The sequence below is a fragment of the Novosphingobium sp. GW821-FHT09E05 genome, from assembly GCF_059416165.1.
Genome location: NZ_JBWKOQ010000003.1, coordinates 342,508 through 362,480 on the forward strand (window position 1 = coordinate 342,508; position 19,973 = coordinate 362,480).

Sequence of the window (19,973 nt, forward strand, 5' to 3'; positions counted from 1 at the left end):
CCTTCGACAGGCTCAGGCAGAGCGGATTCCGCTCATGCTGAGCCTGTCGAAGCATTATTCCGCGGGCACCAGCGCGTGGCTGTCGTGGCGGTCGGCCTTGCGGCGACGGTCCAGCCGGATGGCGAGGTTGCGGCACACGACGTAGAAGGTCGGCGTGAACAGCAGACCGAACGCGGTGACGCCCGCCATGCCGAAGAACACCGCCGTGCCCAGCGCCTGACGAAGCTCGGCGCCCGCCCCCTGCGCGATCACCAGCGGCACGGCGCCGAGGATGAACGCGAAGCTGGTCATCAGGATCGGGCGCAGGCGGGTGCGGGCGGCGTAGATCGCGGCCTCCACCGGAGACATGCCGCGCTCGTCCTCGGCCTGCTTGGCGAACTCGACCACGAGGATCGCGTTCTTGGCCGCCAGCGCGATCAGCACCACGAGGCCGATCTGGGTCAGGATGTTGTTGTCCATGCCCCTGAAGTTCACGCCGAGCATGGCCGCGAAGAGGCACATCGGCACGATCAGGATGATCGCGAGCGGCAAGGTCAGGCTCTCATACTGGGCGGCGAGCACGAGGAAGACGAACAGCACCGCCATGCCGAACACGATCCCGGCGGTGTTGCCGGCGGTGGCCTGCTGGTAGGCGATGCCGGTCCATTCGTGGCTGTAGCCGGCCGGCAGCGCCTCGTCGGCGACCTTCTCCATGGTGGAGAGGGCCTGGCCCGTCGAGTAACCCGGGGCGACGTTGCCGTCGACCTCGATCGCCGGGTGCAGGTTGTAGCGCACCACGCGGTAGGGGCCGGTCTTGTCCTCGAAGGTGGCGACCGAGCCGATCGGAACCATCGCGCCCGAGTTGGAGCGGGTCTTGAGGTTGGCGATGTCGGCCACCGACCCGCGCTGCGACTGGTCGGCCTGCGCGGTGACGCGGTAGGTGCGGCCCAGCAGGTTGAAGTCGTTTACGAAGGCCGAGCCGAGGTAGACTTGCAGGGCCTCGAACACGCGCTCGGGGGGAACGCCGAGCAGGTTCGCCTTGCGACGGTCGACGTCGGCGAAGACGCGCGGGGTGTTCTGGTCGAACAGGGTGTAGACCTGATTCAGGCCCTCGGCCTTGTTGGCCTTGGCGAGCATCCCGCCGGTCGCAGCTGCGAGGTCGGCGTAGCTGCGCCCTTCGTTGTCCTCCACCATCATGCGGTAGCCGCCGGCGGGGACGATGCCGTTGATGGTCGGCGGCGGGAGCAGGTAGATCGTTGCCTTGTCGTAGCCTTTGATCGCTTCGGCGGCCTTGGCCATGATGCCGGCATAGGTCACGCCCAGTTCGTTGCGCTCCTCGAAGCTCTTGAACGGGAAGTAGATCGCGGCCGAGTCCGGCGAGGCGGTGCGCGAAGGGCCGTGGAGCCCGGCGAACATCACCGCGCCGCGGATGCCGGCGATCGGCAGCAGCTTCTTGGCGACTTCCTGCGTCACCTCGTCCGTCCGCTCGATCGACGCGCCCGAGGGCAGGAATATCGCGGCGAGGAAGTAGCCCTGGTCCTGCTGCGGCACGAAGCCGGTCGGCGTCGCCCAGAACAGGCCGACGGTCGCGGCGATGAGCGCGCCATAGACGGCCATCATGCGCGCCGGGAGCACGACCAGCCGGCCGGTGAGGCGGGCATAGCGGTCGCTCATGCGCTCGAAGCCGTTGTTGAAGCGGTCGGCGGCGCCCTGCATCACCCGGCGCCAGCGCGGCGCGGTGTCGGCCACGCGCTCGCGGTGACGCAGCAGGACGGCGGCGAGAGCGGGCGACAGGGTCAGCGAGAGGACGAGCGAGATGACCGTCGCGGTCGAGATGGTGACCGCGAACTGCTGGTAGAACGCCCCCGAGATGCCGCCGATGAACAGCGTCGGCACGAACACCGCGCAGAGCACCAGCACGATCGCGACCAGCGCCCCGGACACTTCGTCCATCGACCGGCGCGAGGCTTCGAGCGGGGACAGGCCTTCTTCGATGTAGCGCTCGACGTTCTCGACCACGACGATCGCGTCGTCGACGACGATGCCGATGGCGAGCACCAGCCCGAACAGCGAGAGGTTGTTGAGCGAGTAGCCGACGGCCGCCAGCATCACGGCCGTGCCGATCAGCGAGACGGGGATTGCGATGATCGGGATGATCGCCGCGCGCCAGTTCTGGAGGAAAACGAGGATGACGAGGACGACGAGAATCACCGCCTCGAACAGCGTGTGGTAGACCGCGTCGATCGACTGGCCGATGAACTCGGTGGGGTTGTAAATGACCGAGTATTCGAGGCCCTTGGGGAACTTGGCCGCGAGGCTGTCCATCTCGGCGCGCACGGCCTGCGCCGATTCCAGCGCGTTCGAGCCGGGGCGCTGCAGCACCGCCATGACGACGGTCGGCTTGCCCGAGAGGTAGGTGTTGGTGTTGTAGTCCTGCGCGCCCAACTCCACGCGGGCGACGTCGCGCACGCGGACCTGGTGGCCGTCGGGATCGGTGCGGATGACGATGTCGGCGAACTCGTCGGGGTCGGCGAGGCGGCCCTGAAGCTCGACGCCGACCTGATAGGCGTTGCCCTTGTCGAACGGCGGCGCACCGATCGCGCCGGCCGAGACCTGCACGTTCTGGTTGCGCAGCGCGGTCACGATCTCCCCGGCGGTGAGGTCCATCGCGGCGGCGCGGCCCGGGTCGATCCAGATGCGCATGCCGTAATCGCGCGCGCCGAACATCTGCACGTCGCCCACGCCCTCAATGCGCGCCAGCCGGTCCTTGACCTGCGTGAGCGCGTAGTTCGAGAGGTAGTCGCGGTCGTAGGTGCCGTCCGGCGACTGCAGGTTCACGACCATCAGGAAGTCGGGCGAGGTCTTGCGCGTCACCACGCCCATGCGCTGCACTTCCTCGGGCAGGCGCGGGGTGGCGATGGCCACGCGGTTCTGGACGAGCACCTGCGCGGCGTCGAGGTCGGTGCCGATCTTGAAGGTGACGGTGATCACCACCTTGCCGTCGCCGGTCGACTGCGAATCCATGTAGAGCATGTCGTCGACGCCGTTGATCTCCTGTTCGATGGGAGAGGCGACGGTTGCCGCGACGGTCTCGGCGGAGGCGCCGGGATACTGGGCGCTGACCGTCACCGTGGGCGGGACGATGTCGGGATACTGGCTGACCGGCAGGCCGATGAAGGCCAGCGCGCCGATCACGGTGATGATCACCGCGATGACGCCGGCGAAGATCGGTCGGTCGATGAAGAAGCGGGAAAGTCGCATGGCAGGTGCCTTGTCTGTGCAGACGGTGTCTGGGCGCGCGTCGGGCCTTCGCGCAGAAGGGTCTGCGCGCGGCGGGTTGGGCACGCCGATCGGCGCGATCAAAAATGTAGTACTTGAAACCCAGCCCTCCCGTTCGTGTCGATCGAAGTCGAAACAGGAACGGGAGGGCTGTTTGGCGGCGGTTAGTTCAGCGTTGCCTGGGCAGCGGACTGCTCCGAGGGCGCCGGGGCCGCGCCGACCTTTTCGGGGGCAATCCTGCCCACCTTGGTCTGGACGTGGGCGCCCGCGATCGCGGCCTGGTAGTTCGAGATCACCACTGCGTCGTCGGGCTTGAGGCCGTTGCGGACGACGCGCAGGTTGCCCACGAGCGGGCCGGTCTCGACCGGGCGGCTCGCCACGGTGCCGTCCTTGGCGACGACCATCACGACCTTGCGGGTCTGGTCCGAGCGCACGGCCGCGTCGGGCACCAGCATGGCCTTGACCTTGCCGCCGCTGGCGAGGCGCATGTTGCCGAACATGCCGGGGGTCAGGAACCCGTCGGGATTGTTCAGGCTGGCGCGCACGCGGATGGTGCCGGAGCGCGGGTCGAGGCCGTTGTCGGTGAAGTCGAGCTTGCCCTTCCACCGGTAATCGGTTTCGTCCTGCAGCCGTACTTCGACGGCGGCGGCGCCGGTGTCGTCCGCCCGGTCGCGCTGGGTCTTGAGGAACAGCGATTCCGATGCGTCGAAAGTGAAGTAGATCGGATCGACCGCGTTGATCGTGGTCAGCAGCGTCGCATTGGCGCCGTTGTCGCCCGAGACGAGGTTGCCCGAATCCACGCGGCGGTCGGACACGCGGCCCGAGATCGGCGCGCGCACGGTGGCGAACTCCATGTCGAGCGCGCGGGTGCGCACGCGGGCCTGGGCCGCGGCAAGCGCGGCTTCGGCGGCGCGGACGCGCGAGCGCCGCTGATCGACTTCGCTGGCGGCCATCGCCTCGTCACCGGAAAGTCCGGCGACGCGGCTGTAGTCGGACCGCGCGAGCGACAGTGCGGCGCTGGCCGAGGCGGCGTCGGCTTGGGCCTCTGCCAGCGCGGCGCGGTAGGGGCGCTGGTCGACCACGAACAGGGCCTGTCCGGCCTGCACGTAGTCGCCGTCCTTGAACAGGATCTGCGTGATCGCGCCCGAGACGCGGGGGCGCACCTCGACCGTCTTGCTGGGGGCGAAGCGGCCGACGTAGTCGTCCCACTGGGTGACTTCGCGTAGCAGCGGCTGGGCGGTCGTAATCAGGGCCGGCGGCGGCAGTGCAGAGGCCGCCTCGGGCTGGGCGAGGAACTTCCAGCTCAGGCCAGCCACCGCGATCAGCGCCAGCGCGCCGATGGCGAGGGGCATCCGGCGCCGCGACCCCGAGCGTTCGGTACGGACGTCTGCGTCGCGAGAGTACTCGGACGGGATATGCAGGGATGTTGCGAGATTCATGCGGCAAGCCTTCGGAACGGCGCGCGGCTGCGGCCGATGATGTCGATGACGGCCCCGATCTTGGCCTCGCTGTGGCCGGCTGCGCGGGCCTCCTTCAGCGCCGAGACGGGGAGAGTGTAGCCGTGATGCCAGCCGCGCACCGCAAGGCGGCGCAGCGCCTCGAGCTGCTCGTTGGCAAGCATGGCGGAAGGCGGCGTCGGGCCGAGGATGAGGCGGGCAAGCCAGCCGCGCTTGCGCTGGGGGCGCAGCGTGTCGAGGCCGTCGGCGCGGGCCAGCGCGACAATGCGCTGTTCGAGCGTGGACAGGGCCTCCACAGCTTCGGCGATTACCGATGCCGGCTTGGCGGAAATGGCGGCCGGCAGCGGGTGGTGGGCTGCTTCGGTGAAGTCGATGAAGGCCATGTCTCGTGCTCCTTCCTGGAGTGCCCCGGCGCACGCCCCGGGACGGGGGGAGGGCGCGCACCGGGGCGACTTCCGGCACGGGGCTGCCGGAAGGATTTCGGATGCACTCGTCCGGTGCCGGACACGGGGGTCCGAACGGGCGAGCGCCTGTTGCTATCTGTCAGCCGCCGTCCGTGAGGCATGCGGCACTGGTCGCCGGCCCAGGGGTCGACGGATCGAAAGGAACCACACGATACCGTTATCGGCGGCGAGTCGGTGTGGATGCCTTCTGTACCAAGCGGTATATATTCAGGTGAGGTTTAGGTCAAGCGGCTTTCTGTACCGACCGGTAAATTAGGTCTGGCAGGCGCTTTTCAAGAGCTGAACAGTCGTTGAACGAAAATTTTTTCGCAAGTGCGAAGGGTTTCGTCCGCGCGCTGGCAGAGCGAAGGAATTTACCGGCTGGGCCACATGGACAGGAAGGTATCGACCGTACCCTGCAGTTCGCTGGGGCAGGCGCAGCCCTGCGCCTTGACCGACAGGCCTTGGAGCACCGTGGTCAGGCAGCTGGCAAGGGCCTTGGGATCGACGCCCTCGGGCAGGTCGCCTTCCGCCGTCGCGCGCTCGAAGCGCTCGACAAGCGCGACCTCGGACGAAACGCGGCGGGCGATCACATGTTCACGGATCGAATCCACCTCGTTGGTGCAGGCGACCGAGCTGATGACGCCGAGGCATCCGTGAGGGTCGCTGGCACCGCAGTGAGTCGCCAAGGCGCCGCGCAGCAGCTTTTCAGCGACACTGCGTGCCGTGGGAGCCTTGAGCGCGTGGCCCACGTAGGCCAGCTTGTCGCGCTCGTATAGGTCGAGGGCCTTGCGGAACAGGGCTTCCTTGTTGCCGAAACAGGCGTAGAGGCTGGGCTTGGTGATGCCCATCGCCTCGGTAAGTTCGGCCAGCGAGGCATTCTCGTAGCCACGAGTCCAGAACACCCGCAGCGCGGCCGCGAGGGCCGTCTCAGGATCGAATTCGCGCGGACGGCCACGGGTGATCGTGGTGCCGGCAGAAGATTCCGAACATTTCATACCGAGCGGTATATAGGTAGGGGGTCCGGTTGAGTCCAGTGTGACGAACCTGTCATTTGCGGCAGGTGTGCCAAGAGGCGCGCGGAATTTCTCCTCCATTGAGTTCCGTTTATCGGAGCAGCATCGTGCCCGTATCGATGAACGGCTGGCGCCACGACAGCGCGCGCGATCGACGATTTGGAGGCGCGTTTCGGTGTTCGGCTGTTCCAGCGCTCGACCCCGCGCATCACCCTGACCGGGCTGGACCTATGGCTCACCGTCGGCGCGGCGGCTTCGGCGTGAGCGCTCGTGCGGGCAATGGCCACTGGGTGAACAGGTGACGCAATGCCGTTTCGGCATGCGTGCCCGGCGGCGTAGGGCAAGCGGCGGCTGCCCGGTGGGCAGGGACGCAGCGCAAGGCCGGAGAGGAACCCATGCCACCCCGCACGCTCAGCGAGAAGATCTGGGACGCGCACGTCGTCTCCAGCCGCGATGACGGCAGCAGCCTGATCTACATCGACCGGCACCTCGTCCACGAAGTCAGCAGCGCGCAGGCGTTCGAGGGTTTGCGCGGCGCCGGATTGCCGGTGCGGCGCACCGACCTGACGCTGGCGATGCCCGATCACAACCTGCCGACGACCCCTCGCATCGACGCCAAAGGCAAGCTCATCCCGGTGGTCGATCCGGCCAGCGCCGCCCAGCTTGCCGCGCTTGAGGCGAACGTCGCCGAATTCGGCGTGCCCTTCTTCACCGCGACATCGCCCGAGCAGGGCATCGTCCACGTCGTGGGGCCGGAACAGGGCTTCACGCTGCCCGGCTGCACGCTCGTCTGCGGCGACAGCCACACCGCCGCGCACGGTGCGCTCGGGGCGCTGGCCTTCGGGATCGGCACCACCGAGGTCGAGCATGTGCTCGCCACGCAGACGCTGCGGATGACGCGCCCGAAGTCGATGGAGGTTCGCGTCGACGGCAGGCTCGGCCCCGGCGTCGCGGCCAAGGACGTGATCCTCGCGGTCATCGCCCGCATCGGTGTGGGGGGCGGCATCGGTCACGTCATCGAGTATCGGGGATCCACGTGCGCGGCGATGAGCATCGAGGAACGTCTGACCGTCGCCAACATGTCGATCGAGGCCGGCGCGCGCGCCGGCATCTTCGCGCCCGACGGCACGACCTTCTCCTACCTCAAGGGTCGCCCGATGGCGCCGAAGGGCGAGTGGTGGGACCGCGCTGTCGCGCACTGGCGCGGTCTGCATAGCGATGCGGGGGCGGTGTTCGACAGGTCCGTCACCATCGACGCCGCCGACATCGCGCCCAGCGTGACCTGGGGAACCAGCCCCGAGCAGGTCGTCCCGGTCACCGGCGCCGCGCCGCGCCCCGAGGACTACGCCGACGCAGGCCGCCGCGCCGCCGTTGCCCACGCGCTCGACTACATGGGCATCGCGCCGGGACAGGCGATGACACAGGTCCTTGTCGATCACGTCTTTATCGGCAGCTGCACTAACAGCCGGATCGAGGACCTGCGCGCGGCCGCCCGCGTGCTCAGGGGGCGTCATCTGTCGGACCGGATCCAGTCGGCGATCGTCGTGCCGGGCTCGGGCCTCGTCAAACGCATGGCGGAGGCCGAAGGGCTCGACCGCGTGTTCACCGGCGCCGGTTTCGAATGGCGTGAGCCGGGTTGCTCGGCGTGCCTTGGCATGAACCCGGACGTGATCCCGCCGCAGGGCCGCTGCGCCTCGACCTCGAACCGCAACTTCGTCGGGCGTCAGGGGCCGGGCGCGCGCACCCACCTGATGAGCCCGGCGATGGCGGCAGCGGCGGGCGTCGCCGGCCACCTCGCCGACGTGCGGGACTTCATCGGAGAATCCGCATGACCATGACCGTCGTGGAGGGCCGTGCCTATCCGCTGGGCCTCGCCAATGTCGATACCGACCAGATCATCGGTTCGAAATGGCTCAAGACGATCAGCAAGGCGGGTCTCGGCCAAGGCGCCTTCGCGGCACTGCGGGAGGGCGGGGTCACCGTGTTCGACGATTCGCGCTTCGCCGGTGCTGAAATCCTCGTTGCGGGCGCCAACTTCGGTTGCGGGTCGAGCCGCGAGCATGCCGCCTGGGCCATCGCCGATATCGGCATCCGCGTCGTGATCGCGCCCAGTTTCTCGGACATATTCTCGAGCAACGCCTTCAAGAACGGCTTGCTCACCGCAGTGGTCGATGAGCCCGCGGCCGTGCCGCTCCTGACGGCGGCGCAGGCGGGCACGCTTCGGGTCGATCTTGTCGAACAGGTGATCGAGGCGCCGGGCGGCGGGCGCTGGCCCTTCCGCATCGACCCGTTCCGGCGCGAATGCCTGCTTGAAGGGCTCGACGAAATCGCGCTCACGCGCACCGAGGAGGCGGCGATCGCTGGATATGAGAAGCGCGTCGCCGCTACCGAGCCCTGGTTGGCGGCGGCGGTCTGAACCTGCCGGGGAGCCTGACGACGGCGATGGCAAGGGGATGGGTGGCGCAAGCGCTGGCCGTTCTCTAGAGTGCCTGGCAAGGAGGCGCGATCATGGGTGAGATCACCTATCTTGAGGCCATTTTCCAAGCGCAGTCCGAAGAGATGGAGCGCGACGCCCGCGTCCTCGTGATGGGCGAGGATGTTCGCCGCGACGTCTACGGCACCACCACCGGCTTCGTGACGCGCTTCGGGCCGGAGCGTGTGCGCGACAGCACGCCGTCCGAGCGCGGCTTCATTGGTGTCGCGGGCCGTATCGCCCTGCGCGGCGGCCGGCCGATCGTGGACGCGACGGCCGCCTCGTTCCTGTTCCCCTCGATGGACCAGATCTGCTCGTTCGTCGCCAAGTCGCGCTTCATCTACGGCGGGCAGGCGCTGCTGCCGATGGTGATCCGCTCGTGCCTGTTCTACGGCGAGGGGGACGCGTCGCGCCGCGCCGAGCGGCCCTATCCGATCTTCATGAACATGCCTGGCCTCAAGATCATCGCGCCTTCCAATGCCCGTGACATGAAAGGCCTGCTCAAGGCGGCGATCCGCGACGACGAGCCGGTAATGTCGTTCGAGGATTCGACCTGCTGGATGACCACCGGCGACGTGCCCGAGGATCCGGACTTCCTTGTCCCGCTGGGCAGGGGCGAGATCCGGCGCGAGGGCCGCGACGTGACGGTCGTGGCCATTGCGGGCGCGGTCAACATCGCGCTGGATGCCGCACGCCTGCTGCAGCGAGAAGGTATCTCGCTAGAGGTGGTGGATCCTCGCACGCTGGTTCCGCTCGACCGCGAGATCATCCTGCGCTCGGTCCGCAAGACCGGCCGCGCCATCTGCGTCGACCCGGCGCACGAGACGTGCAGCGCCGCCAGCGAAATCGCCGCCACCATCGCCGAGCAGGCCTTCGCTTCGCTTCGCGCGCCGGTCGTGCGCGTGGCTACGCTGGACTCCCATCTGCCCCCTAGCCCTTATGGCGAGAGGGCGCTCTACCCCTCGGCCGAGCGCATCGTCGAGGCGGCGCGGGGGCTTGTTGGTGCCGGGGTGGTCCGCCCCAGAGCCGCCTAGGTCAGACCATCACCCGCGACAGCATCCGCGCATGGCGCCGCGCTTCGCCGCGCAGTTCCCCGGCAAACGGCGGCTCGGCGTGGGGAAGCAGCACCTGGCAGATCGCCAGCCGAAGGTGGGTTTCAAGGGCATCGTCGGCGATCTCGCGCTTGGCCCACAGGATGATCGTGCCCACCATGCTCATGCACACGAGGCGCGAGAGCAGGGCGATGTCTTCGACGGCGACCAGCCCGGCGCCGCGCAGGGTACGCAAGGCGCCGCCGGCGTAATTCTCGTAGATCTCGGGCAGTCCCAACAGTCCGGCATGGGCGAGAAGGATCGGCGCGAAGGCGCGGGCCAGTTCGGGCGCTTCCAATGTCTTGTCGGCGAGTCTGGCGGGGAGCGCGCGGAAGAACGCCATGCCGTCGCTCTCTTCGCCGTGGGGCTCCGCCTCGGCGTCGCGGTGGGCGGCGGCGATCGTCTCTTCGCTGCGATTGCGGGCGGTGGAGGCGAAGAGGCCATCCTTGGAGCCGTAGATGTTGAACAAGGTGCGCTCGGCCACGCCGGCCGCCTGCGCGATCATCTTCATCGACAGCGCTTCGCCGCCGTGGCGGGCGAGGAGCGTGAAGGTCGCGGCCTCGATCCGCTCGCGCCGGTCGCGCTGACGCGGGGTTAGCGTCCGGGGCGCAAGAAGGGTCTCGCGAAAGGATGGTGACAGGGTCATGGCGGGGGACTTAGAATGAACTTGCCGCCAAGATCAAACGGCACTTCGGGTAAATACATCGGTTCCCGATTCTTCGCATCGCGGCCAGAGCCGAGATCGGTCCCGACCCTCGCCGGCCGGCGCACTACGCTTCCGGCTTTCCCGCCTGCGAGGTGCCCCGTGATGCCGCGTCCATACGCCTTTTTCCGCCGTCCTCTCCACCCGGCAGGCCCGGCATGAGCGCGCGCCTGCCGCTCACCGGCCTCACCGTCGTCGCCGTCGAACAGGCGGTGGCGGCGCCGTTCTGTACCTCCCGTCTCGCAGATGCGGGCGCCACGGTCATCAAGATCGAGCGTCCCGAAGGCGATTTTGCCCGCGGCTACGACGATGTAGTCAAGGGGCAGAGCAGCTACTTCGTATGGCTCAACCGTGGCAAGCAGTCTCGGGTGATCGACATGGCCAGCACTGACGGCAAGGCCGAACTGGCCGCGTTGCTCGAAAATGCCGACGTTCTGGTGCAGAACCTGAAGCCTGGCTCGCTCGCCCGGCTCGGCTTCGATCCCGCGGACCTGTGCCGGGCGAATTCGCGGCTGATCGCCTGCTCTATCAGCGGCTATGGCGACGCGGGTCCGATGGCGGACCGCAAGGCTTACGACCTGCTGGTGCAGGCCGAATCCGGCCTCGCCTCGATCACCGGTGGACCGGAGGAGCCTGCGCGCGTCGGCATATCCGTGGTAGATATCGCCACCGGCGCAACTGCGCATGCCGCCATTCTCGAAGCTTTGATCGGGCGCGGGGTCACCGGGCGAGGCGCCGACATCCGCATTTCGATGTTCGACGTCATGGCCGACTGGCTGACGGTGCCGCTGCTGCATCACGAGGGCGGCAAGCCCCCCCGGCGCCTGGGCCTCGCACATCCCTCGATCGCGCCCTACGGTGTCTTCGCCACCCGAGAGGGGACGCCGCTGTTGGTCTCGATCCAGAGCGACCGCGAGTGGGCGAAGTTCGCTGCCGCGTTCCTCGGCGATGCCGCGCTCGCCGCCGATCCCCGCTTTGCCACCAATGTGGCCCGCGTCGCCAACCGGGCCGAGACCGACGCCGTGGTCGCCGCCGCCTTCGCGGTGATGGACGAGGCCGTGGCGCGTGCACGTCTGGCCGAGGCGGACGCGGCCTTTGCCGGGGTCAACGACATGGCGGCCTTGTCGGCCCATCCGCTGCTCCGGCGGCTGGAGGTAGACACTCCGGCAGGCCCGGTGACGTATCCCGCGCCCGCGCCCGTCATCATGGGGGAAGATCGCCGCTATCGCCCCGTTCCCGCCCTCGGTCAGCCGGAAGCGCTGTCGTGAGCCGGCTGGCTACCCCGGTGGCGCCGCTGTTCGTCCCCGCCGACCGTCCGGAGCGCTTCGCCAAGGCCGCGTCGAGCGGGGCGGACGCCGTGATCCTCGACCTCGAGGACGCCGTCGCGCCCGAACGCAAGGACGCCGCCCGCACCGCGCTGGCCTGCGACTTCACCGACAAGCCCGTCATCGTGCGCGTCAATGCCGTGGGCACGCCCTGGCACGACGATGACATCGCCGCCGCCCTGCGCCTGCCTGTCGCCGCGATTATGCTGCCCAAGGCGGAAGCGGCCGCAGAGGTGGCGGCTCTGGCGGTATCCATTCCCGTCATCGCGTTGATCGAGACCGCGCGCGGCATGGGCGCGGTACGCGAGATCTCGCTGCACGGCGGCGCCGCAGCACTGGCGTTCGGGACCGTCGACTATGTGGCCGACCTCGGCGCCGCTCATACCCGCGAGGCGCTGCTGGCGGCGCGCAGCGAGATCGTGCTGGCATCGCGGCTCGGTGGCTTGGGGGCGCCGCTCGACGGGGTGACGCTGGACGTGCGCGATGCCGGCGCGGCGCGGGATGATGCGCGCCATGCGCGCAGCCTCGGCTTCGGAGGCAAGCTCGCCATCCACCCTGCGCAGATCGCGGCGATCCTCGAAGGCATGGCCCCCGAGGAGGCTGAATGCGAGTGGGCACGCCGGGTGCTCGGCAGCGGCGAGGGTGCGGTCGCGCTCGAGGGGATGATGATCGACGAGCCCGTGCGGGCGCGTGCCCAGGCGGTGCTTAAACGGGCAGCGGCTATCTCGGGACTGGGCTGATCCTCCGATTCGCGCGCGATGGTGCGGTGCAATATCGCGCGCAAAGCTGCCTGATACACACTTGCATGAAGCGCATCACCATGCATTTTTTCTTGGAAAACCTTTGCTGCGGTTGCGAAATCCGAGCTTGCGCGGCGCTTGCTTGAATCGCATTCTGAGCCCGGTTGATCGGCAGGCGAACAAGCCTGTTTCACGGCTGAGGATTGTGACGTCTTGATGAAAACATCCCGTCATTGATCGGGTCAAACAAGCGGGGTACTTGAGGTGGAAGGAGCACACATTCGTTCGATCGGACGGGCTCTGGCGGTGCTGCGCGCGGTGAACCAGCAGGGCGCCATGTCCATGATGCAGATCGCCAACGCCGTCGGCATTCCCTACCCCACAGCCTGCCGTATTGTGCACACGCTGCAGGAAGAAGGCATGCTGGAGCGCGAACCGACGCGCAAATACTACCGCCCCACCGCACTGGTGAACGCGCTCTCGCACGGCTACCAGGACCACTCCGACCTCGTCGGCATCGCCCGGCAGGAGCTGGAGGCGCTGACGGCCAGGCACTTCTGGCCGGTGTCGCTCACCACCCGGGTCGGCCAGCATATCCTCGTGCGCGACTGCACCCATGCGCTCTCGCCGATGGCGCTGACCAACTACCAGCCCGGTGCCAGCTTCCCGCTGGTGGAATGCGCCTCGGGCCATGTCATGCTCGCCTTCAGCGACGAGAATCAGCGGCAGAGCTGGCTCGATGCCTCTGAGAACTTCGACCTCGCGCCCGACCAGCATACGCTGCTGCGCCTGCGCGAACCGGGTTTCGCGGCCCAGGTGCGCGAGCAGGGCTACGTGCTGCGTGGCTACAACCAGTTCACCAATACGCCGGGCCGCACCTCGTCGATCGCGGTGCCCATCTTCAGCGAGGGCGAGGTCTGCGGTGCGCTTACGCTGGTGTTCTTCTCGGTCTCGATGAAGCAGGAGACCGCGGTAGAGCGCTACGTGCCGGATCTGAAAAAGGCGGCGCTGGCGATCACGGCGAAGCTGGCGGGGCAGGACTTGGCGCCGATGCGGGCTTTGGGTTCGCACGGAATGGCGGCGCTGCAAGCGGGAGCCTGACCCTCACGTCGTCCCCGGATCTACCGGGGACCGCCTGGAAGGCTCCACGCCAGGGCAAAGATCAATCGACTCACCCATTTCGTCGCCCCCGCGAAGGCAGGGGCGACGAGGTTTTTGGGCTCAGGTCAGTTGCCGCGCGCCGGTGGGTGCCCGCCCATAGAAGGAGTGAGACCGAAGGATGCTTTCTCGTATACGCTGCGCTCAGATCGTGATGTGCAGGCTGCGCACCTCGGTGTAGCTCAGCAGTTCCTCCAGGCACTCCTCGCCGCCGATGCCCGAGTTCTTCATGCCGCCGAACGGTGCGCCGACGTAGTGCATCTTCGAGCCGTTGATGTGAGTCACGCCGCTCTCGATCGCGCGCGCGGTGCGCAGGGCGGCGGAGATGTCCTGCGTGAAGATGCTGGCGGTGAGGCCATAAGGCGTGTCGTTGGCCATCGCGACCATCGCCGCCTCGTCGCTCCAGCCCTGCACGGTCATGACCGGGCCGAACACCTCCTCGCGCGCGATGGTGGCACCCACGGGTACGTCGGCGAACAGCGTCGGCTCGACGAACCAGCCCTTGTCGAGCCCCGCCGGAACGCCGCCGCCGAAGGCGACGCGCGCCTCCCGCTTGCCGGCTTCGACCATCGTGCGGACGCGGTTGCGATGAGGCGCGGAGTTGAGCGGGCCCATGTTCGATGCCGGGTCGCTGGCGTCGCCGACGCGGATCTCGGCGAGGCGCTCGGCGATGCGGGCGGTGACCTTGTTCTTGAGGCTGTCGTGGACGAGCACGCGCGCGGTCGAGCCGCAGCTCTGCCCGGCCCAGGCGAAGTTCATGCCGGCCACCGCCGCGTCCGCCGCCTTGTCGGCATCGGCGTCGGCGAAGACCACCAGCGGGTTCTTGCCGCCCAGTTCCAACGTGACGTGCTTGACGGTCGCCTCGGCGGCGGCGCGCTGGATGGCGAGGCCGGTGGCGACCGAGCCGGTGAAGCCGATGCGGCGTACCTCGGGATGGCGCGCGATGGCGTCACCGACCGGGAGGCCGTAGCCCGACACGATGTTGACGACGCCGGCGGGTAGCACCTCGGCGCAGATCTCGGCGAAGATCGCGGCGGAGAGCGGGCTGGTCTCGGGCGTCTTGAGCACCACGCAGTTGCCGGCGGCGAGCGGCGCGGCGCAGCTGGCGGTGGCGAACATGAAGGGGTGGTTGAACGGCACGATGCGCCCGACGACACCGTAAGGCACGCGCAGGGTCATGTGCATGTTCGGCGAGAGCGCGGCGTAGGTATCGCCCTTGATCTCGGAGATGAGGCCGGCGAAGTACTCGAACTGGTTGGCCGACTTGAACATGTCGTTGGCGAGGTTGCCGATGGTGTTGCCGCTGTCGGCCGCCTCTACGGCGACCACTTCCTCGGCCCGCGCGCGGACGGCGGCGGCGAGGGCGCGCAGCATGTCGCGGCGCTCCCAGATCGAGGTCTGGCCCCAGGACTTCTGCGCCTCGCGGGCGGCTTCGACGGCCGCCGCGACGTCCTGCGCGGTGCCGGCGGGGACGCGGCCGATCAGCGCCTCGGTGGAGGGATCGAAACACTCGATCCACTCGCCCGACCCGTAAGTGAGCTGGCCGCCGATGAGCATGGGGCGATCGCCGTAGAGCATCTTGTCTGTCCTAGATTCAGGGCCGCGCGAGGCCGAGGTGGCCGCGCAGCGTGGTCTCTTCGTAGTCCTGCCGCACCAGCCCGCGCTTGCGCAGGATCGGCACGACCTCGTCGACAAAGGCGGGGACGCCTTCCGACTGGACCGGGAACATCAGGTTGAAGCCGTCGCAGGCGCCGGCCGCCGACCAGTCGTCCAGCATGTCGGCCAGCTGCTCGGGCGTGCCGACGAACGAATGGTGCGCGCGCACGCGGGCCTGGCGGCGCAGGTATTCGCCGAGCGTGGGGACTTCGCCGTCCTCGCCAATGAGGCGGGCCGGGTCTCGCATGCCGCTCAGCACGCGGGGGGACTGGCGGATGTCGTCCATCGGCAGCGGAGCGTCCATCGCATAGCCCGAGAAGTCCATGCCGAACTGGTCGCCCAGCATGGCGAGCTGGATGCGCGGGTGGAGCAGTTCGAGGTAGCGGGCCTCGTTGGCGCGCGCCTCTTCCTCGGTGCCGCCAAGGATCGGGGCGATACCGGGCATGATCCGCACGCCCGCCGGATCGCGGCCGACCTCGGCGAGCATCGTGCGCAGCTCGTTGCGGAAGACGACGGCCTTGTCGCGGTCGGCCGCGATGGTGAACATGACTTCGGCGATGCGCGCGGCGAAGTCCTTGCCGGCGGGAGACATCCCCGCCTGCACGCGCACCGGCTCGCCCTGCGGCATCGCGGGCATCGCCTGCCACGCCTTGCGCACGGTGTCGACGTAGCCGGTGGCGCGGGTGTAGCGCTCTTCCTTGCCCGGGTGCTCGCGCATCGAGAAGTTGGCGGCGGCACGGTCGGCTCCGGTGGTGACGATGTTCCAGCCGACGCGGCCTTCGCTCAGCCGGTCGATGGTGGCGAGCTTGAGCGCGGTGGCGCGCGGGTCGGTGTAGGTGGTCGAATACGTGCCGACGAAGCCGATCTTCTCGGTCACCGCCGCCAGCGCCGGGATCAGTACGAAGGGATCGAGCGTCGGGAAGGCCAGCGCGCCTTCGTGGCGGCCGTTCAGTTCGTAGGAATAGAGGATCTCGGCGAAGAAGATCATGTCGAGCTTGCCGCGCTCGGCATGGGCGGCAAGCTGGCGGTAGTGGTCGAGCGAGGTCAGGTCGTCGGCCGGTGTCGGCGACGAACGCCAGGAACCGACATTGTGGCCGTGCCCCATGAGGAACAGCCCCAGCGCAATCTGGCGGTCCGGCATCAGTGTTCGCCCAGGACCGACGGGAACGGCGCATCGACCACGATCGCAGCCGGCTGCATCGTGGAGGAAAGCTCGTCGAGCGAGACCTGCCAGCTGGTGCCCTCGTGGAGGATCAGGTCGGCGATTTTCGCGATCGGCCCTTCGTCGGCGAAGGCCACCAGAGGCACGCTGCCTTGCGGCGGCTGCGGGATGTTGAGGGGGCCTTCGACCTGAAAATAGGCGCCCTCGTGTGCGATGGCGCGGACCCGGGCGGGGTCGGAGAGCTGGCCGCCCTCGATGTCGGCGACCAGCGCGTCCGCGTCCCAGCTGGTCAGCAGCGCGCGCACGGTGTCGACCAGTTCGATGCTACGCTCGGGGTCGGAGCCCGGTGCGATGCGCCAGGCGGCGCGGCCCTTGCTCATGAAGTCGAGCGTGGCGAGGCCGCGGGCCAGTGTGAAGGGCTCGACCGCGTCGGCCTCGACCACGGCGCACAGGCCGATGCGCGTCGTGCGCGCGGCGCAGAAGGCCGCCATGGCGAGCCCGTCGAGCGGGTCGGCGCGGTCGCAGTTGCCGACGAGGACGAGCGGCCAGCCCGCGCCGTCGAAGCTCTCGATCGCCTCGATCCAGCGCTGCAGGGTGGCACTCGTGAGATCGGCCGGGACCACCACGGTACGGGTCGGCGAAGTCATGTCGTTCAGTTCTCCCAGCGCGCGGGCGACAGGCCCGGCGCGGCGCGGTCGACCGCCTTGCGCTCGGTGTCGAATTCCCATGCGAAATCGAGGCGGTTGCGGTCGGCGACCATCGGCATCAGCTCTGGCGGCACATGGCGCAGCTGCTCGGGCGTCCAGTTGGGCACCGGGCCGTAGGGGCGCGCCCAGGCGGGGCGGTAGTCGATCTCGATCATGCCGCGTGTCTGCTCGGTGGTGTTGGGCCCGACGCCGTGGAACAGCCGGGTGGCGAAGACGAAGGCGTCGCCGGCCTTGAGCGGCACCGTCACCGCGTCGGGATGGTCCTTGTAGCGGCGATAGGGCTGCGCGTCCGAATGCCAGCAGATGTGCGAGCGCGGGATGATCTTGAGCGGCGAGCGCTCGGTGCCGGTATCGTCGAGGTAGTAGAGCACGCGCAGCCGCAGCGGGCAGCTTTCCAGCCACTGCGAGTAGGTCGACCCGAAGGGCTGGAAGTCGGTGTGGTATTCCAGCTCCGGCGCGCCCGGGTGGCTCAGGATGTAGAAGCTATGCATGAACACCAGGTCCTCGCCCATCAGCGCCTGCGCGAAGAGAAGGACCTGGGGATTGCCGATCAGCCGCGCGGTCTCGGGACCGTGGGTGTGCGGCGGGATCTTGGCGAAGGCGGGCTTGTCGGTGAAGAACGAGGGCCGCATCGGCAGCGTCTCGTACTCCGCCTTGAGCGCGGCGACGTTCGCGCTCGACAGCGCATCGCCGATCACCACGAAGCCCTCGGTCTCCAGCTGCCGGATGCGCTCCGGCCCGGTCATGGCGAGGCAGGCGTCGCGGATCGGCGAGTGCGCGTCGAGTTGGCTCATGGGATCGAGTTCGCCTTGTTGAAACCTTCGATCATCGCCGTCTTGAGCAAATAGGCGCGCGTGGCAACCGGGTCGGCGGCGATGCGGCGGAACTTCTCGCGCTCGGCGGCGGCGGCCTCGCGGTTGGTCTGCTCGAGCGATTCCTTGTTCTCGATCGTCATCGACTGCAGCACGGCCTGCGCCGCGAAGCGGCGTTGGCGGTCGTAGAGGTCGAGCGGGGCCTCGTCGCCGGTCTCCTTCCATGCGGCGAGCGAGCGGGCGAGGTTCTCGGCGTCGTGGATGCCGAAATTCATGCCCATGCCGCCGAGCGGATTGTTGAGGTGCGCCGCGTCGCCGGCCAGCAGGATGCGCCCGTCACGGAACGACGAGGCGACACGCTGGTTGACCGAGTAGAGGTTGGTGTGGACGACGTCGAAGCTGCGGCCGGGACCGATGAAGCGCTCCATGCGCGCGCGGCAGTTGGCGAAAGAGGTGAGCTGCGCATCGTCATCGTCCGGGTCGGTCGGGAACACCGTGCGCCACAGGCCGGGCGGGCCCTCGGCGGGCACCTTGAACACCGCGCACCACTCCTTGGGGTCCGAGACGTAGTTGGAGAAGGCGTAACCCTCCGCCTCGAAGTCGAAGTTGGTGGTGATGACGAGGAAGCGCTCGGCATAGGTGAAGCCCTCGAAGGCGAAGTTGCGCGACTTGCGCACCACCGAGCGGCCGCCATCGGCGCCGACCAACCATTCGGCCTGGTATTCGCCCCGAATGCCATTGGCGTCGGTGGTGACCGTGACGCCGTCGTCATCCTGCGCGATGGCGGTGATCGCCTCGCCCTGGCGCAGTTCGAACAGCGGGTTGCCGGCGAGCTGCTCGCGGACGATGTTGACCAGCTTGTGCTGCTCGCACTGGAGGCGGAACGGGAAGGTGGTGTCGTCCTTCAGCAGGCCGAGGTCGAATTCGGCGACCTTGCCCTCGGTGCGGTCGCGGCGCTGCCATTTGGGCGCGACGATACCGGCCTCCATAAGCTTTGCCGTGACGCCCGAGGGGGCCAGCATTTCCAGCGTCGGCGGGTGGAAGGTCGCGGCGCGCGGGTCGGAGGCGTCGCCCGTGGCGCGTTCGATCACCAGCACCGGGATGCCGTGGCGCTCGACCAGGAAAAGCGCGGCGCACATGCCGGAAGGGCCGGCGCCGGCGATGATGACAGGGCGGCGATTTGCGCCGGAAGGTGTGGTCATGTCAGAATTCTTCGAGAAGGCGGCCATGGCCGAAGATCTTGTCGTCGATGCCCATGCGGCGCAGCGCGTTCCAGTAGGTCAGCGCATTCATCGAGAGGACGGGCTTGCCGAGCCAGCGCTCGGCTTCGGCGGAGACGGCCATGCCGGCAAGATTGGTGCCGACCTGGACGATCGCATCCACGTCGTCGCCGTCGAGTTCGCGGTATGCCTCGCGCACTTCGGCTTCGGTGGTGTGCGCGATCATGCGCGGGGTGGGGCACTTCAGGCCCTTGAGACGTACGACCTCGTAGCCGGCTTCCTCCAGGTAATCGGAAACCACCTTGTCGCCGCGCGGCTGGTGCGGGGTGAGCACCGCGATGCGCTTGGCCTTGAAGCATTCGAGCGCCGCGAGCAGGCTTTCCGAGCCCATCGAGACGCCGACGCCAGCACGCTCTTCCAGCGACCGGCGCAGTTCCTCGGCCTTGGCGACGCCGCCCCAGAAGGCTTCTAGCGCGACGCCCATGATGAGGTGCTGCGGTGCGCAGGTCATGACCTGATCGACCGCCGGGCCGATGCCCGAGCGCATCGCCTCGACGTGCTCGGCGAAGGCATCCTCGGTGGTGATCTTGCGTTCGGGAATCGAAATGCGCGCAATGTGGTTGGTCACGCCGCGCGGCCTGAGGGCCTCACACTCGGGCTGGACCGAAGTGTTCGTTGACGGCATCACGATACCGATGATGCCGCGCCAGCCTAGACAATCTACCATGCTTTCCCCCGTAGCGGATGGCCTT

18 protein-coding genes are annotated in these 19,973 nt (G+C 68.3%); 7 read left to right on the plus strand and 11 right to left on the minus strand.

All coding sequences use genetic code 11. The features are described from left to right. Positions 1–54 precede the first annotated feature (54 nt). From AC07M9_RS15935 to AC07M9_RS15950, 4 genes are all read right to left on the minus strand, one after another. Complete coding sequence (locus tag AC07M9_RS15935) at positions 55–3,240, minus strand: efflux RND transporter permease subunit (RefSeq protein WP_494884969.1); 3,186 nt, start codon at positions 3,238–3,240, stop codon at positions 55–57. Between the two features lie 182 nt (positions 3,241–3,422). Continuing rightward, on the minus strand, positions 3,423–4,697 hold the full coding sequence (locus tag AC07M9_RS15940) for an efflux RND transporter periplasmic adaptor subunit (protein WP_494884971.1): 1,275 nt from the start codon (positions 4,695–4,697) through the stop codon (positions 3,423–3,425). Further along, positions 4,694–5,098, minus strand: coding sequence for a hypothetical protein (locus AC07M9_RS15945; protein WP_494884973.1), 405 nt, complete (start codon positions 5,096–5,098; stop codon positions 4,694–4,696). The genes AC07M9_RS15940 and AC07M9_RS15945 overlap by 4 nt, the downstream gene beginning before the upstream one ends. A gap of 434 nt (positions 5,099–5,532) precedes the next feature. Next, a complete protein-coding gene (locus AC07M9_RS15950) occupies positions 5,533–6,156 on the minus strand; it encodes a TetR/AcrR family transcriptional regulator (protein WP_494884975.1) in 624 nt (207 codons plus the stop codon). A gap of 168 nt (positions 6,157–6,324) precedes the next feature. Between AC07M9_RS15950 and AC07M9_RS15955 the strand changes: the two genes are divergently transcribed. The 4 genes from AC07M9_RS15955 to AC07M9_RS15970 all read left to right on the plus strand — a co-directional run bounded on the left by AC07M9_RS15955 (position 6,325) and on the right by AC07M9_RS15970 (position 9,681). Continuing rightward, a complete protein-coding gene (locus tag AC07M9_RS15955) occupies positions 6,325–6,438 on the plus strand; it encodes a helix-turn-helix domain-containing protein (protein WP_494885057.1) in 114 nt (37 codons plus the stop codon). Positions 6,439–6,569: 131 nt separating this feature from the next. Further along, on the plus strand, positions 6,570–8,006 hold the full coding sequence (leuC, locus tag AC07M9_RS15960; protein WP_494884977.1) for a 3-isopropylmalate dehydratase large subunit: 1,437 nt from the start codon (positions 6,570–6,572) through the stop codon (positions 8,004–8,006). After that, a complete protein-coding gene (gene leuD, locus AC07M9_RS15965) occupies positions 8,003–8,590 on the plus strand; it encodes a 3-isopropylmalate dehydratase small subunit (RefSeq protein WP_494884979.1) in 588 nt (195 codons plus the stop codon). The genes leuC and leuD overlap by 4 nt, the downstream gene beginning before the upstream one ends. A gap of 92 nt (positions 8,591–8,682) precedes the next feature. Next, entirely contained in the window at positions 8,683–9,681 is a 999-nt protein-coding gene (locus tag AC07M9_RS15970) for an alpha-ketoacid dehydrogenase subunit beta (protein ID WP_494884980.1), read from the plus strand. 1 nt (position 9,682) lies between these two features. Here the strand turns inward: AC07M9_RS15970 and AC07M9_RS15975 are convergent, their stop codons facing one another. Beyond that, positions 9,683–10,384 (minus strand): TetR/AcrR family transcriptional regulator, encoded by a 702-nt coding sequence (locus AC07M9_RS15975; RefSeq protein WP_494884982.1) that lies wholly within the window; start codon positions 10,382–10,384, stop codon positions 9,683–9,685. Between the two features lie 215 nt (positions 10,385–10,599). On the opposite strand from AC07M9_RS15975, the gene AC07M9_RS15980 reads away from it, so the two are divergent. The 3 genes from AC07M9_RS15980 (at position 10,600) to AC07M9_RS15990 (ending at position 13,607) form a co-directional block, all read left to right on the plus strand. Then, complete coding sequence (locus AC07M9_RS15980; RefSeq protein ID WP_494884984.1) at positions 10,600–11,709, plus strand: CaiB/BaiF CoA transferase family protein; 1,110 nt, start codon at positions 10,600–10,602, stop codon at positions 11,707–11,709. Then, the gene (locus tag AC07M9_RS15985; protein WP_494884986.1) at positions 11,706–12,506 is read left to right on the plus strand and encodes an HpcH/HpaI aldolase/citrate lyase family protein; all 801 of its coding nucleotides are present in this window, start codon (positions 11,706–11,708) and stop codon (positions 12,504–12,506) included. The genes AC07M9_RS15980 and AC07M9_RS15985 overlap by 4 nt, the downstream gene beginning before the upstream one ends. A 264-nt stretch (positions 12,507–12,770) precedes the next feature. Beyond that, complete coding sequence (locus tag AC07M9_RS15990) at positions 12,771–13,607, plus strand: IclR family transcriptional regulator (RefSeq protein ID WP_494884987.1); 837 nt, start codon at positions 12,771–12,773, stop codon at positions 13,605–13,607. Between the two features lie 201 nt (positions 13,608–13,808). On the opposite strand, the gene AC07M9_RS15995 is transcribed toward AC07M9_RS15990, so the two are convergent. From AC07M9_RS15995 to AC07M9_RS16020, 6 genes are read right to left on the minus strand one after another with little or no spacing between them, the layout of a single operon-like run. Next, positions 13,809–15,242: an aldehyde dehydrogenase family protein gene (locus AC07M9_RS15995; protein ID WP_494884989.1), complete on the minus strand. Its 1,434-nt coding sequence runs from the start codon at positions 15,240–15,242 to the stop codon at positions 13,809–13,811. Between the two features lie 16 nt (positions 15,243–15,258). After that, a complete protein-coding gene (locus AC07M9_RS16000; protein WP_494884990.1) occupies positions 15,259–16,461 on the minus strand; it encodes an LLM class flavin-dependent oxidoreductase in 1,203 nt (400 codons plus the stop codon). Next, entirely contained in the window at positions 16,461–17,129 is a 669-nt protein-coding gene (locus AC07M9_RS16005; protein ID WP_494884991.1) for an LLM class flavin-dependent oxidoreductase, read from the minus strand. Before AC07M9_RS16005 ends, AC07M9_RS16000 begins: the two co-directional genes overlap by 1 nt. A 5-nt stretch (positions 17,130–17,134) precedes the next feature. After that, positions 17,135–17,983: a phytanoyl-CoA dioxygenase family protein gene (locus AC07M9_RS16010; protein ID WP_494884993.1), complete on the minus strand. Its 849-nt coding sequence runs from the start codon at positions 17,981–17,983 to the stop codon at positions 17,135–17,137. Next, positions 17,980–19,203, minus strand: coding sequence for an FAD-dependent oxidoreductase (locus AC07M9_RS16015; protein ID WP_494884995.1), 1,224 nt, complete (start codon positions 19,201–19,203; stop codon positions 17,980–17,982). The genes AC07M9_RS16010 and AC07M9_RS16015 overlap by 4 nt, the downstream gene beginning before the upstream one ends. Position 19,204: 1 nt before the next feature. Beyond that, the gene (locus tag AC07M9_RS16020; protein ID WP_494884996.1) at positions 19,205–19,948 is read right to left on the minus strand and encodes a maleate cis-trans isomerase family protein; all 744 of its coding nucleotides are present in this window, start codon (positions 19,946–19,948) and stop codon (positions 19,205–19,207) included. Between the last annotated feature and the right edge of the window lie 25 nt (positions 19,949–19,973).